13 protein-coding genes and 1 riboswitch are annotated in these 13,932 nt (G+C 73.3%); of the genes, 11 read left to right on the top strand and 2 right to left on the bottom strand.

Going from position 1 to position 13,932, the window contains the following annotated elements; genetic code table 11:
* Nucleotides 1-62: 62 nt before the first annotated feature.
* A riboswitch (FMN riboswitch) is annotated at nt 63-193 on the top strand.
* Between the two features lie 155 nt (nt 194-348).
* The 10 genes from ribD to J7W19_RS04720 all read left to right on the top strand — a co-directional run bounded on the left by ribD (nt 349) and on the right by J7W19_RS04720 (nt 8,936).
* The gene (ribD, locus tag J7W19_RS04765; RefSeq protein ID WP_004952259.1) at nt 349-1,461 is read left to right on the top strand and encodes a bifunctional diaminohydroxyphosphoribosylaminopyrimidine deaminase/5-amino-6-(5-phosphoribosylamino)uracil reductase RibD; all 1,113 of its coding nucleotides are present in this window, start codon (nt 349-351) and stop codon (nt 1,459-1,461) included.
* Between the two features lie 3 nt (nt 1,462-1,464).
* Nucleotides 1,465-2,076: a riboflavin synthase gene (locus tag J7W19_RS04760; RefSeq protein WP_004952257.1), complete on the top strand. Its 612-nt coding sequence runs from the start codon at nt 1,465-1,467 to the stop codon at nt 2,074-2,076.
* Complete coding sequence (locus J7W19_RS04755; protein ID WP_004952256.1) at nt 2,073-2,738, top strand: nicotinamide mononucleotide transporter family protein; 666 nt, start codon at nt 2,073-2,075, stop codon at nt 2,736-2,738. The genes J7W19_RS04760 and J7W19_RS04755 overlap by 4 nt, the downstream gene beginning before the upstream one ends.
* Nucleotides 2,739-2,787: 49 nt before the next feature.
* Nucleotides 2,788-4,062, top strand: coding sequence for a bifunctional 3,4-dihydroxy-2-butanone-4-phosphate synthase/GTP cyclohydrolase II (locus tag J7W19_RS04750; protein ID WP_004952254.1), 1,275 nt, complete (start codon nt 2,788-2,790; stop codon nt 4,060-4,062).
* Between the two features lie 46 nt (nt 4,063-4,108).
* Nucleotides 4,109-4,594 (top strand): 6,7-dimethyl-8-ribityllumazine synthase, encoded by a 486-nt coding sequence (gene ribH / locus J7W19_RS04745; protein ID WP_004952252.1) that lies wholly within the window; start codon nt 4,109-4,111, stop codon nt 4,592-4,594.
* Nucleotides 4,595-4,628: 34 nt separating this feature from the next.
* Nucleotides 4,629-4,898: a phosphoribosyl-ATP diphosphatase gene (locus J7W19_RS04740; RefSeq protein WP_004952249.1), complete on the top strand. Its 270-nt coding sequence runs from the start codon at nt 4,629-4,631 to the stop codon at nt 4,896-4,898.
* 49 nt (nt 4,899-4,947) lie between these two features.
* Complete coding sequence (hisG, locus tag J7W19_RS04735) at nt 4,948-5,796, top strand: ATP phosphoribosyltransferase (RefSeq protein ID WP_004952247.1); 849 nt, start codon at nt 4,948-4,950, stop codon at nt 5,794-5,796.
* 59 nt (nt 5,797-5,855) lie between these two features.
* Entirely contained in the window at nt 5,856-6,323 is a 468-nt protein-coding gene (locus J7W19_RS04730) for a PH domain-containing protein (protein ID WP_004952245.1), read from the top strand.
* A gap of 196 nt (nt 6,324-6,519) precedes the next feature.
* Complete coding sequence (locus J7W19_RS04725) at nt 6,520-7,854, top strand: hemolysin family protein (protein WP_040892032.1); 1,335 nt, start codon at nt 6,520-6,522, stop codon at nt 7,852-7,854.
* Nucleotides 7,851-8,936 carry a hemolysin family protein gene (locus J7W19_RS04720; RefSeq protein ID WP_004952242.1) on the top strand — a complete coding sequence of 362 codons (1,086 nt, stop codon included), beginning with the start codon at nt 7,851-7,853 and terminating at the stop codon, nt 8,934-8,936. Before J7W19_RS04725 ends, J7W19_RS04720 begins: the two co-directional genes overlap by 4 nt.
* Before the next feature lie 175 nt (nt 8,937-9,111).
* On the opposite strand, the gene J7W19_RS04715 is transcribed toward J7W19_RS04720, so the two are convergent.
* Together J7W19_RS04715 and J7W19_RS04710 are read right to left on the bottom strand one after the other, a co-directional pair.
* A complete protein-coding gene (locus J7W19_RS04715) occupies nt 9,112-10,953 on the bottom strand; it encodes an AAA family ATPase (RefSeq protein WP_004953604.1) in 1,842 nt (613 codons plus the stop codon).
* A 497-nt stretch (nt 10,954-11,450) separates the two neighbouring features.
* Entirely contained in the window at nt 11,451-12,059 is a 609-nt protein-coding gene (locus tag J7W19_RS04710) for a uridine kinase family protein (protein WP_004953602.1), read from the bottom strand.
* A gap of 196 nt (nt 12,060-12,255) precedes the next feature.
* Here J7W19_RS04710 and J7W19_RS04705 point away from each other — a divergent pair, with 196 nt between their 5' ends.
* Complete coding sequence (locus J7W19_RS04705) at nt 12,256-13,653, top strand: C39 family peptidase (protein ID WP_004953600.1); 1,398 nt, start codon at nt 12,256-12,258, stop codon at nt 13,651-13,653.
* The last annotated feature ends 279 nt before the right edge of the window (nt 13,654-13,932 follow it).

Raw genomic sequence — 13,932 nt, 5'->3', positions numbered from 1 at the left:
GTCGGAGCCGGAAGTCCCCTGGACAGCGGCTCGGGCACCATGTACCAGAACAGATCATCACGCAGCGCACTCCGGGGTCGGTGAAATTCCGAACCGGCGGTTACAGTCCGCGACCCGGCCGCAGCCAGCGGCCGGTTGACCAGGTGAAATTCCTGGACCGACGGTTAAAGTCCGGATGGGAGGCAGTGCGCGGCGGGCAGGCACCGGCGACCGAGCCGTGGCCGTGCGGCCGTCTTTCCAGGCGCGTTCCGCACGGGGCACGCGGCGTTCCCGGCGCCGTCGTCCCCGCTTTTCCGTCGTTCTCACGACAGCCCCGGAGTCCATGCCCGAAGAGGCAGGAGGACCCCGGTGGCCACCGCGACCGAAGCAGACGCGATGCGACGCGCCATCGCGCTCGCCGCGCGCGCCCTCGGTTCCACGAGCCCCAACCCCGTCGTCGGCTGCGTCCTGCTCGACGCCGCCGGGCGGGTCGCCGGCGAGGGCTGGCACCGGCGCGCCGGAGCCGCGCACGCCGAGGTGGAGGCGCTGCGCGCCGCCGCCGCGGCCGGTCGCGACGTCCGGGGCGGCACCGCCGTCGTCACCCTCGAACCCTGCAACCACACCGGACGCACCGGCCCCTGCGCCCAGGCGCTGATCGCCGCCGGTGTCGCCCGCGTCGTCTACGCCGTCGCCGACCCCACCCCGGCCGCCACCGGGGGCGCGGCCACCCTGGCCGCGGCCGGCGTGGACACCGAGGGCGGCCTGCTCGCCGACGAGGCCGCGGCCGGCAACACCGCCTGGCTCACCGCCGTGCTGCGCGGCCGGCCCTTCGTGCTCTGGAAGTACGCCGCCACCCTGGACGGCCGCAGCGCCGCCGCCGACGGCACCAGCCGCTGGATCACCTCGGCCGGCTCCCGCGCCGACGTCCACCGGCTGCGCGCCGAGGCCGACGCCGTCGTCGTCGGCTCCGGCACCCTGCGCGCCGACGACCCGCACCTCGCCGTCCGCGGCCTCCCCGACGGCCGCGCCGTCACCCAGCCGCTGCGCGTCGTCGTCGACACCCACGCCTCGATCCGCCCCGGCGCCCGGGTCCTGGACGACGCGGCGCCCACCCTGATCGCCGTCGGCAAGGACGCCGACACCGCTCACCTGCCCGGGGTGGACGTCGCCCGGCTGCCCGCCGACGGCACCGGGATCGACATCCCCGCCCTGCTCGCCGAGTTGTACGACCGCGGGGTGCGCTCCGTCCTGCTGGAGGGCGGCCCCCGGCTCGCCGGCGCCTTCCTGGCCGCCGGCGCCGTGGACCGCGTCGTCGCCTACCTCGCCCCGGCCCTCCTGGGCGCGGGACCCGCCGCCCTCGGGGACGCCGGCATCGGCACCATCGACCGGGCGCTGCGCCTGGACGTGACCGACGTCGTCCGCATCGGCCCCGACCTGCGGGTCACCGCCGCCCCCCTCGCCACCGCCCCAGAGGAGAACTGAGAAGTGTTCACCGGAATCGTCGAAGAACTGGGCGAGGTCGTCGCCGTGGAACGCCAGGGCGACTCGGCCCGGTTCCGGCTGCGCGGCCCGCTCGTCACCGAGGACGCCGGGCACGGCGACTCGATCGCGGTCAACGGCGTCTGCCTGACGGTCGTCACCACCGCGGACGGCGAGTTCACCGCCGACGTCATGGCCGAGACCCTCGACCGCTCCAGCCTGGGCGCCCTCGACGCCGGCGCGCGCGTCAACCTCGAACGCCCGATGAAGCTCGGCGGACGGCTCGGCGGCCACCTGGTCCAGGGGCATGTGGACGGCACCGGGACCATCACCGAGCGGACTCCCGGGGAGCACTGGGAGACCGTACGGATCTCGCTCCCCGCGCGGCTCTCCCGGTACGTCGTCGACAAGGGCTCGATCACCGTGGACGGCGTCAGCCTGACCGTCGTCGAGGCCGGGGGCGACTGGTTCACCGTCAGCCTCATCCCCACCACGCTGGAGATGACCACCCTCGGCGTCAAGAAGACCGGTGACCCGGTCAACCTGGAGGTCGACGTGCTGGCGAAGTACACCGAGCGGCTGCTCGGTGACCGGATCACCGCGGAGGGACGGGCATGAGCGCGATCTCGTGGCTCGGCGACGAGGCGTTCGCCGCCTTCGGCCAGCACGTCATATGGTCCGACCTGATCGGCAACACGGCCGGACTGATCGCCCTGGCCCTCGGCTGGAAGCGGTCCATATGGACCTGGCCCGTCCAGTTCCTCGCGGGCCTGATCCTCGTCACCGCCTACGCCACCGCCCACCTCGGCGGCGGGGTGGGCAAGCAGCTCCTCGTCATCGGCGTCTCGCTGTGGGGCTGGCGGCAGTGGCACCTCGGGCGGCGCGCCACCCAGGACGGCCTCACCGTGCGGTTCGCGACCTGGCGCGAGCGGGCCGTGCTGCTCGCCGGGACGGCCGCGGGCACGCTCGCCGTCGGCGGCCTGTTCACCGCCGTGCCCGAGCTCTCCTGGAACCCCTGGCCGGACGCCTACATCTTCGTCGGCACGCTCGCCGCGATGGTCGCCCAGGCCCGCGGGCTCGTCGAGTTCTGGTTCGCCTGGCTGCTGGTCGACTTCGTGGGCGTGCCGCTCGCGTTCTCCAGCGGACTGGCCTTCGCCGGCGTCGTCTACGTCGTCTACCTCGGCCTCGTCCTGTGGGGCATGCGCGACTGGTGGCTGCGCTCCCGCGCCGCCGCCCGCCGCGCCCCGGCCGCCGAGCCGGTCCTCACCCGGGCCGCCTGACCGGCCGGCCGTTCCGCACAGCCCGCTCACGACCCCCACGGAGTGACCCATGACCGCCCCGCACGAGGCCCCCGCGGCCTCAGCACTCGACCCGGTCGAGCGCGCCATCGCCGACATCGCGGCCGGCCGGCCCGTCGTGGTGGTGGACGACGAGAGCCGGGAGAACGAGGGAGACCTCGTCGTCGCGGCCGAACTCGCCACCGCCGAGACCCTCGCCTTCATGATGAGCGAGTGCCGCGGCCTGATCTGCGTGCCGATGGAGGCGGAGGACGTCGACCGGCTCGACCTCCCGCAGATGGTCGAGAGGAACACCGAGACCATGCGCACCGCCTTCACCGTCAGCGTGGACGCGAGCGCCGCGCACGGCGTCGGCACCGGCATCTCGGCCGCCGACCGGGCCACCACCATCCGGCTGCTGGCCTCCCCCGACAGCCGCTCCGAGGACTTCGTCCGGCCCGGCCACGTCTTCCCGCTGCGCGCCCGGTCCGGCGGCGTCCTCGCCCGCCCCGGCCACACCGAGGCCGGCTGCGACCTGGCCCGGCTGGCCGGGCTGCGGCCCGCCGCCGCCATCGTGGAGATCGCCGGCGAGGACGGCCGGATGCTGCGGCTGCCCCAACTGATCCCGTTCGCGCGGAAGCACGGCCTGGCGATCATCTCCATCGAGGACCTGATCGCGTACCTGAAGTCCGCCGAACCCACCGTCAAGCGCGAGGCCACCACCCGGCTGCCCACCGCCTTCGGCCAGTTCCGGGCGCACGGCTACCGCTCCGTCCGCGACGGCGTCGAGCACATCGCCCTCGTCGCCGGCGACCTCGGCGACGGCGAGGACGTCCTGGTCCGGGTCCACTCCGAGTGCCTGACCGGCGACGTCTTCGGCTCCCTGCGCTGCGACTGCGGCCCCCAGCTGGAGGCGTCCCTCGAACGGGTGGCCACCGAGGGCCGCGGCGTCGTCGTCTACCTGCGCGGCCACGAGGGGCGCGGCATCGGGCTGCTGTCCAAGCTGCGGGCCTACGAGCTCCAGGAGGCCGGCCACGACACGCTGGACGCCAACCTCGAACTCGGCCTCCCCGCCGACGCCCGGGACTACGCGGCCGGCGCCCGGATGCTCACCGACCTGGGCGTCCGCTCCATCCGGCTGATGACCAACAACCCCGACAAGACCATCGCCCTGGAACAACACGGCATCAAGATCTCCGGCCGGGAGCCGATGCCCGTGGCGGCGGGCGAGCACAATCTCCGGTACCTGCGCACCAAGCGCGACCGGATGGGGCACGACCTGCCCTGGCTGGACGACCACCAGGTCTCCCCCTGCGACAACCAGTAGCACCGAACCAGCAGCACCACCCGACGACGAACTACCGAGGAGTGACGTGAGCGGCAAGGGCGCCCCCCAGCTGAGTGTGAAGAACTGTCGTGACCTGCGGGTGGCCGTGATCGCCGCCCAGTGGCACGAGAAGGTCATGGACGGCCTGGTCGACGGCGCCCTGCGCGCCCTGCACGACCTCGGCATCGACGAGCCGACGCTGCTGCGCGTCCCCGGCAGCTGGGAGCTGCCCGTCGCCGCCAAGGTGCTCGCCGGCCGCGGCTACGACGCGATCGTCGCCCTCGGCGTCGTCATCCGGGGCGGTACGCCCCACTTCGACTACGTGTGCCAGGGCGTCACCCAGGGCCTCACCCAGGTCTCCACCGACACCGGCGTCCCGGTCGGCTTCGGCGTCCTCACCTGTGACACCGACGAACAGGCCCTGGACCGCGCCGGACTGGAGGGCTCGTCGGAGGACAAGGGCCACGAGGCGGTCACCGCGGCCGTCGCCACGGCGGTCACCCTCCGCTCGGTGTCGGAGCCCTGGCACTGACACCCGGGGCGGACCCCGTAGGGTAGGGACCACCATGGACAGGAAGACGTTCGAGGAGCTCTTCGCCGAGCTCCAGCAGAAGGCCGCCGGCGACCCCGCCACCTCCCGCACCGCGGAACTGGTGGGCAAGGGCGTCCATGCCATCGGCAAGAAGGTCGTCGAAGAGGCGGCCGAGGTGTGGATGGCCGCCGAGTACGAGGGCGCCGAGGCGACCGCCGAGGAGATCTCCCAGCTCCTCTACCACCTCCAGGTGATGATGGTCGCCCGCGGCATCTCGCTCGACGACGTGTACGCCCACCTCTGATCCGTCCCCGCTCTCCCCTCCCATCCCCCTGCACTAAGGAACCGCCCTCATGCTGCGCATCGCCGTCCCCAACAAGGGTTCTCTCTCCGAGCCTGCGTCGGAGATGCTCCATGAGGCCGGTTACCGGCAGCGCAAGGACCGCAGGGAGCTCGTCCTCGTCGACGCCGCCAACGAGGTCGAGTTCTTCTTCCTCCGCCCCCGCGACATCGCCGTCTACGTGGGCTCCGGCAAGCTCGACATCGGCATCACCGGCCGCGACCTGCTGCTGGACTCCGGCTCCCGGGCCGAGGAGATCATGCAGCTCGGCTTCGCCGGCTCGACGTTCCGCTACGCCACCCGGCCGGGCACGGCCCAGGACGTCTCCGAGTTCGGCGGCATGACCATCGCCACCTCCTTCGCCGGCCTGGTCACCAAGCACCTCGCCGACCACGGCGTCGACGCCGACGTCGTCCACCTGGACGGCGCCGTCGAGACCGCCATCCAACTCGGCGTCGCCCAGGTCATCGCCGACGTCGTCGAGACCGGCACCACCCTGCGCAACGCCGGGCTGGAGATCATCGGCGAGCCGATCCTGGAGTCCGAGGCCGTCGTCATCCGCCGCGCGGGCGCCCCCGCGGACGACCCCAAGGTCCAGCAGTTCCTCCGCCGGATGCAGGGCGTCCTCGTCGCCCGGCGCTACGTGATGATGGACTACGACATCCGCGTCGAGCACGTCGAGCGCGCCGTCGCGCTCACCCCCGGCCTGGAGTCGCCGACCGTCTCGCCGCTGCACCACGAGGGCTGGGTCGCCGTCCGCTCGATGGTCCCGGCCAAGGACGCGCAGCGCGTCATGGACGAGCTGTACGACCTCGGCGCGCGCGCCATCCTCACCACCGGCATCCACGCCTGCCGCCTCTGACCCCGGCCGACCCCGGCCCTTGTGACGCCGCGCACCGCCCGACGAAGGAACGCACCGACGTGACCAGCCCAGCAGCGCCCGGAAGCGCCAAGACGGCCCTCCCGGCCGTCTTCCGCCCGACCCTCACCCGGGTGGTGCTGCTGGGCATCGGCGGCGCCCTCGTCGTGGTGATGGCGGTGATGTCGTTCCTGCTGGAGTCGTTCACCGCGGGGGACCGGGCCACCTTCATCGGCACCGGGCTGCTGGGCCTGGGCGTCCTCGCCCTGCTCGCCCGCCCCAAGGTGGTCGCCACGCCCGAGGGCGTCACCGTGGTGAACCTCACGACCGTGCGGCGGCTGGCCTGGGCCGAGATCGTCCGCGTCAACCTGCGGCCCGGCGACTCCTGGGTCCACCTCGACCTCGCCGACGGAACGACGCTGCCCGCCATGGGCATTCAGCCCGGTATGGCCAAGGAGAAGGCCATCGCCCAGGCCCGTACCCTGAGCGCGCTCGTCACCGAGTTCGGCACCGGCCGTTCCGCGACCTGAGAGCGGTCGGACGCCCCCGTTCCCGGTTCCTTGATTACTCTGGTGTTCACGGGCACCCACCTGCCCCGTCCCGCCCACCCGGCCGCCTCCCGGCGGCCCGCGGGACACCTGCGAACCGAGGAGTGATCCCCTCCGGGATGGACGGACCGTCCTGTAGTACCTGCGCCGCCCCCCATCGTGAGGCGGCGCCATGAGTATCACCGTCTCGCTGCTGCTCCTGGCGGCGGCCCTGCTCCTGATCCTCGCGAACGGCTTCTTCGTCGCCGCCGAGTTCGGCCTCGTGACCGTCGAGAAGCCCGCGGCCGAGCGGGCCGCGGCGGACGGCGACCAGCGGGCCCGCACCGTCGTCGAGTCCCTGCGCGAACTCTCCTTCCAGCTCTCCGGCACCCAACTGGGCATCACGATCACCTCCTTGGTGGTCGGCATGCTCGCCGAGCCCGCCCTCGGGCGGCTGCTCACCGGGGTCTTCGACGCGGCCGGGCTGCCCGCCGGCGCCGCGCCCGGCGTGGCGGTGGTCACCGGCATGCTGGTGGCCTCCGCCGTGCAGATGGTCGTCGGCGAGCTGGTGCCCAAGAACTGGGCGGTCTCCCGGCCGCTCCAGGTCGCCCGCTTCGTCGCCCGCCCGCAGAGCGCGTTCTCCCACTTCTTCCGGCCCGTGATCACCCTGCTGAACACGGTCGCCAACCGGATGGTGCGGGCGCTGGGCGTGGAGCCGGCCGAGGAGCTGGCCTCCGCCCGTACGCCCGGCGAGCTGGTCTCGCTCGCCCGGCACTCGGCGCTCGCCGGCGCGCTGGAGCAGGACACCGCCGACCTGTTCGTGCGGACCCTCTCCCTGGGCGAACTCACCGCCCAGCACGTGATGACGCCCCGGGTCAAGGTCAGCGCCCTCCAGGCGGGCGCCACCGCCGAGGACGTCCTCAACCTGACGCGGGCCACCGGCCTGTCCCGCTTCCCCGTCTACCGGGAGCGGCTGGACGAGGTCGTCGGTGTGGTCCACCTCAAGGACGCCCTGGCCGTCCCCGCCGAGGAGCGGCTGCGCACGCCGCTCACCCGGATCGCCGTCGCCCCGCTGCTCGTCCCGCAGAGCCTGCCGGTGCAGCCGCTGCTGGAGCGGCTGCGCAGCGAGCAGCCCATGGCCGTCGTCGTCGACGAGTACGGCGGTACGGCCGGTGTCGTCACCCTGGAGGACATCGTCGAGGAGCTCGTCGGCGAGGTCCGCGACGAGCACGACCACGCCGACGCCGCCCGGCCCGACCTGGCGCCCGTCCCCTGCGAGGACGGGCGCCAGGCGTGGGACGCGGAGGGGAGCTGCCGCGTCGACGCCCTGCTCCGCATCGGGCTCGACGCGCCGGAGGGGCCGTACGAGACCGTGGCCGGGCTCGTCGCCGACCTGCTGGGCCGGATCCCCGTGCCCGGGGACACCGCGGAACTGCCCGACGGCTGGCGGCTGTCGGTGCGGCGGGTCGGGCACCACCGGGCCGAGCGGGTGCGGTTCATCCGTGCGGCGATGGTGGGGGGAGAGGTGCGATGAGCGTGCTGCAACTCCTCTTCGCCCTGGTGCTGGTGCTGGCCAACGGGTTCTTCGTGGGCGCCGAGTTCGCCCTCGTCTCCGTGCGCCGGAGCCAGATCGAGCCGCGGGCGGCGGAAGGGTCCAAGCAGGCCCGGACCGTCCTGACCGGACTGGAGAACCTGCCGCAGATGATGGCGGCGGCCCAGTTCGGCATCACCGTCTGCTCGCTGACGCTCGGCGCGGTCGCCGAGCCGACCGTGGCGAAGCTGCTGGAGCCGGTCTTCCACGCGGTGGGGCTGCCCGACGGGCTGATCCATCCGCTCGGGTACGTCATCGCGCTGGCGCTGGTCGTCTTCCTGCACCTCGTCATCGGCGAGATGGTGCCGAAGAACCTCGCCATGTCCGCCCCCGACCGGGCGGCCCTCTGGCTGGGGCCCGGCCTGGTCGCCTTCGCCCGGCTCTGCCGGCCGGTCACCCGGCTGCTCGGCGCGTGCGCGCACGGGGTGCTGCGGCTGTTCCGGGTCGAGCCCAAGGACGAGGTCGAGGCGGTCTTCACCAGTGAGCAGCTGACCCATCTGGTGGAGGACTCCCGGCAGGCGGGGCTCCTCGACTCCGCCGAGCAGGAGCGGCTGGAGGACGCGCTGGAGCTGGGCAGCCGGCCGGTGACCGATGTGCTGCTGGATCCGGGCGGGCTGGTCACGGTGACGCCGTCCGTCACCCCGCGCGAGATCGAGGAGCTGACCGTTCGGACCGGGTACTCCCGCTTCCCGGTGCGTGCCCCGGGTGGTGCCTTCATGGGGTACATCCATGTGAAGGATGTTCTGGACCTGGAGGAACGGGACCGGCCCGTGCCGCAGCACGTGTGGCGGCGGGTCGAGACGCTGCGGGCCGAGCTGCCGCTCGACGACGCGCTGACGGTGATGCGGCGGGCTGCGGCTCATCTGGCCGCGGTCGCCGATGCGTCGGGGAAGGTGCTCGGGTTGGTGGCGTTGGAGGATGTGTTGGAGATGTTGGTGGGGGAGGTGCGGGATCCTTCGCATCGGGTTGCGTCTGTGACGCCGGTGGTTCCGGATCCGCGGGTGCGGGAGGTTGTCACGGGGTGAGGGTGCCCCGGTCCCGCCCTTTCTCCCCCAGCTACCGCTGGGAGGTGCCCCCAGTTTCCTGGGGGCAAGCCCCCAGACCCCCCTTGTCGCGGCTTCGCCGCTCGTCCGCGGAGCGCGGTTTCGGGGGTGCGGGGGCTTGCCCCCGCGAGAAACGGTGAAAGGGCGGGACAGGGGCCTACCTCTCCGGGCTCCGGCCGGAGAGCACCTCGCCGTATGCCTGCATGAGGTCCGGCAACCGCAAGGTCGCCAGATCGTCGCGCGACAGCGCACCCGCGTAGCCGGACAGCCGCAGATCCCGGTACGCGCAGCTCTTCTCGTACAGCGTCCGCAGAAAGCGCCCGTTCCCCAGTTCGTCGATCCAGCCCTGGGAGACGACGTGGGTGCTGATGGAGCGCAGTTCCTCCAGGGCCTCTTCGTCCCAGGCGTCGCCGTTCTCGCCGGCCAGGACCTCGCCGATGGAGGTGAGTTCGGCCGGGCGGTAGCTGGGGAAGTCGACGCGGGTGGTGAAGCGGGAGCTCAGGCCGGGGTTGGTGGCGAGGAGGCGGTCCATGCCCTCGGGGTAGCCGGCCAGGATGACGACGAGGCGGTCGCGGTTGTCCTCGGCGCGTTTGAGGAGCACCTGGAGGGCCTCGTCGCCGTAGGCGTCGCCCTTGCTGTAGCCCGAGTTGGCGAGGCTGTACGCCTCGTCGACGAAGAGGACGCCGCCGAGCGCGGAGTCGATCAGCTCGTTGGCCTTGACCGCCGTCTGGCCGAGGAACTCGCCGACCAGGTCGGCCCGCTGGGCTTCCACGAGGTGGTCGCCGCCGAGCAGTCCGAGGGCGTAGAAGACCCGGCCGAGGATCCGGGCCACCGTGGTCTTGCCGGTGCCGGAGGGGCCGGAGAAGACGAAGTGGCGTTTGGGAGGCTGGACGGGGAGGCCCTGGCCGGCTCGCAGGCGGGCCATGTGAAGCTGTGCGGACAAGGCTCTGACCTGCCGTTTGACCGGCTCCAGACCCACCATGCGCTCCAGCTCGGCGAGCGCCTTGGCGAGCAGGACGGGGTCGGAGGGGCCGGGCAGGGGCGGGGCGGACGGCTGCGGGGGGACCCGGGCCACCTCCCGTACCCCGCCGACGGGGGCGGGCGCCGGGACCGTCCCGGTGAGGACGTCGCCGGCCCGCGCCTCCGGGTCCCCGGCGGTGTCCGCGGCGTCCGGCGGGTCCTGTCCGGGGCCGCCGAAGGGGAACGGCGGGGAGAGGTCCGTGTGCTCGTCGAGCCCGTCGCCGGCCGAGATGGCGGTCAGCCGGGCGGAGGTGTCCATGAAGGTGGGGTCCACCCGGTGCACGGCACGGTAGAGGGGGAGCGCCGCCGCACTGCGCCCGGTGCCCTCGTGGGCGCGGGCCAGCCAGTAGCGGAGCTCCTTGCGCTGCGGCTGCTCGCTGCGGCACCGCATCAGCGCCGTGGAGAGCAGCGGTTCCGCCTGGCCGTACATCTCCAGGCGGACCCGGGCCATGCCGCCGAACAGCCCGGCCTCGATGCCCAGCAGCGCGTCGTCGAGTAAGGGTTCGGTGTGGCAGACGAGCTGTTCCCAGTCCTTGACCAGGTAGGCGCGGCAGGCGTGCAGGAAGCGGACCTGGGGGTCGGTGTCGACGGGCGGGCACTCGGCGAGCGCCCGGTCCAGCTCGGGGACGTGCCGGCCGTCCAGCCAGTGGGAGGCGTGGGCGAGCAGCAGGTCGCGGCCGGTCTCCAGTACCGGCTGGACCCACCAGCCCAGCCAGTACCAGGAGTTGAGCGGGCGCCGGTGGCGGGCGCGCTGCTGGCCGAACCGGTCGCGGTGGCGGTACATGCGCAGCAGCGCCGTGGAGGTCTCGGCCCGCAGGGCGTGCAGGCCCAGCCAGGCGTCCGCCATCCCGGGGTCGATGCGCACCGCCGTCCGGAACTCCTCCTCCGCCTGGGCGTAGGCGCCCATCGTGCAGGCGTCGACACCGCGCAGCCAGGCGAGATCTGCCGGGGCGGGCGGGCCCTGTGTGCCGAAGTCCATCGCATCCCCCACAAACCCTGCCCCCGTGCCGCGCCGCCGGGCGGGTGCCCGGCCGCGTCGTTCGAACCATTGTTCTGTGGGCGGGAGTTGACCAGTGTTGCCGGCGCCCGCCGACGACGGGTGCGCCGCTTGGCATCGTACCTGCGCGATCGGCGTCGCCCGTAGGGTGCGGGGGCTTCCTTCGTGGCCGCCGGGGGTGGTTTACGGGGCGTCCGGGAGGTGTCGCGGCGGCCTGTCACCGTGGGTAACGGCCCTTCGTCCGGGCAGCTGGACAAAAGGGGTGTAAGGGGGTTTCGCGGGGAGTACGAAGCCCCCGGTCACGGGGGAACAACCGGGGGCTTCGCGTTCTTCGGCGACCGCGTCGGGCCGCTCCTTCTGAACGTAAGTCCTGTATGGGCCCGGGGTCAAGCCGAGTTGGGGCGGTCCGTGGACGCGAACGGCGCCGGGGTGTCGGGGTCCGGGGCGGGTCGGCTACTCAGCGTAGGGAAGGGCGGGGTTCAGTCGGTCCCGTGAGGTCCCGGCAGCACCTCGTACCCCAAGGGGCTCTGCCGCACCAGGAGTTCTGCATAGGGGCGCGTGGGGTCCGCCGCGAAATGCGCGCGCTCCTCCCGCATCCATCCGGCCCAGAATTCCGCCTGCTCCTCTCCGTCGCGGAGTTGACCCCTGTCCCAGGAGTCACTGCGGTCCAGGTCCATCCACAGCAGGCAGGCGAGGTGGGGGCGCAGGGCGCGGCGCCCCGCGCCCACCCCCTCCAGCAGGACCACCGGTGCGGCGGGCAGGGCGTGTTCGGGGCCGGTGAAGCGGCGCGCCGTCCAGTCGTAGGCCCGGTAGCGGGCGGTCGCGCCCCGGGCGAGCGGGGCGAGGACCTGGGTGCGGAGCCGGTCCGTCCACTCGAACAGCTCGTCGTGCGTCGCCAGGTCGTCCAGGTGCAGCACCGGTGTGCCGCCGCCCAGCGCCTCGGCGAGCCGCGCCGAGAAGGTCGTCTTCCCCGAGCCCGCGTGCCCGTCGACGGCGACCAGCCGGACCGGGCCGAGGGACGGGGGGAGGGCGCGGAGCCGGCGGGCGAGAGCGGAGAGGGAGGAGAGGGAGGAGGTGGGGTCGTGCACGGGGTCACCTTAGGCGGCGGGGTCGTACGCGGCTTCCGCGCGGTCCGCCTGACGCGCCGTACGTCGCGTCACTGGCTCCCGGCCCTCTCGCCCGGGATAGTGGGCCGTCCGGACCGCGCGGCCCGAAGGGGACCGCGTGGCGGCCCCCGCACGGTCATCGACACCGAAACCGACAGCCGAACCGGGAGACCACGCCATGTGCAGCAGACCGATCCCCTCTCCCTCGTCCCCCTCGCCCCGTCCGCCCCGCCGTTCCCTCCTGACCGCCGCCCTCGCCGTCACGGCGGCCGCTTCGCTCTCCCGGGCGGGCACCGCCCTGGCCGCCGTCCCCGAGGGCGCGGCCCGGCGGTCGTCCGGGACGGTCGACCACCACTCCTGGTCCACCCTCGCCGACTGGCGCGCCGGCACCCGCGCGGGAACGGCGGTCCGCGACGGCCGGCGGCCGGGCGTGGTCCTCGACCGGCCCGCGGGCACCCTGGAGTACACCGACCCGCACACCGGCACCACCGCCCGCTGGGAGTACGCCACCTGGACCTCCCCGGTGCGCACCCTGTCCGCCCCGGCGACCGAGATCATCGCGTCCTGGAACGCCCACACCCCGCCCGGCACCTGGATCCAGACCGAGGTGCGCGCCGCGTACGCGGACCGTACGCAGACACCCTGGTACGTGATGGGCCGCTGGACGTCGGGCGACGCGGCCGGCGACATCCGGCGCACCTCCGTCGACGGGCAGAAGGACGGCCGCAGTTCCGTCTCCACCGACACCCTCGCGGTCGTTCCGGCGAGCGGCGCGCGGTTCGTCTCGTACGCCCTGCGCCTGACCCTCTTCCGGCGGCCGGGCGGCGGGCGCACCCCCACGGTGTGGCGGGTGGGGGCGATGGGGTCCGAGATCCCGGACCGGTTCACGGTGCCCGCCTCGAAGCCGGGGGAGGGGGCGGGGCACCGGCTGTCCGTCCCGCGCTACTCGCAGGAGATCCACAAGGGGCAGTACCCGGAGTACGACAACGGCGGCGAGGCGTGGTGCAGTCCGACCTCCTCGCAGATGGCGGTGGAGTACTGGGGGCGCCGGCCGTCCGCCGCCGACCTGGCCTGGGTGGACCCGTCCTACGCCGACCCGCAGGTCTGCCACGCGGCCCGGTTCACCTACGACCACCAGTACAAGGGGTGCGGCAACTGGCCGTTCAACGCCGCCTACGCGGCGACCTACCGCGACCTGCAGAGCACGGTCACCCGGCTGCGGTCGCTGAACGACGCCGAGCGGCTGGTCCGGGCCGGCGTCCCCGTCATCACCTCGCAGTCCTTCCTCGCCGCCGAGCTGGACGGGGCCGGGTACGGCACGGCGGGGCACCTGATGTGCGTCACCGGCTTCACCAAGAGCGGGGACGTGGTCGTCCACGATCCGGCCGCCCCCTCCGACGCCGCCGTCCAACGGGTGTACAAGCGGCGCCAGTTCGAGAACGTCTGGCTGCGGACCAAGCGGCATGACGCGCAGGGGCGGGTCAAGAGCGGCTCGGGAGGGGTGTGTTACCTCTACTTCCCGCTGGAGCTGTCGGCCGCCCAGCGGCGGGCCCTGCGCCAAGTGGGAGTGGAGTGAGAGAAGTTCACCCAGTGAATCTCCGGGACCACGGCCCGTTCGCACGGCTGTGTGTATAAGCTGAGGCCGCACCGAGGCCCTGGACCGATCGTCTCCGGTCGCGGTGGTTCCGTCGGGCGTGCGCCCACCGGTGTGTCCGGGGCGGGTTCCCGCCCGTCCCGCCGCCCGACGGCCGTCGATCCGGTTCCGGTGTGCACCTTTCCCGCCCGCGTGGCCCGTCGTGGCAGCTTGTCATGACAATGCCAATAATCCGCGGGCGCTGCGACACCGCACGTGAAC

Origin of the sequence: Streptomyces mobaraensis NBRC 13819 = DSM 40847, assembly GCF_017916255.1 — a bacterium.
GTDB classification, from domain to species: domain Bacteria; phylum Actinomycetota; class Actinomycetes; order Streptomycetales; family Streptomycetaceae; genus Streptomyces; species Streptomyces mobaraensis.
This window is presented reverse-complemented; position numbering and strand designations above follow the sequence as displayed.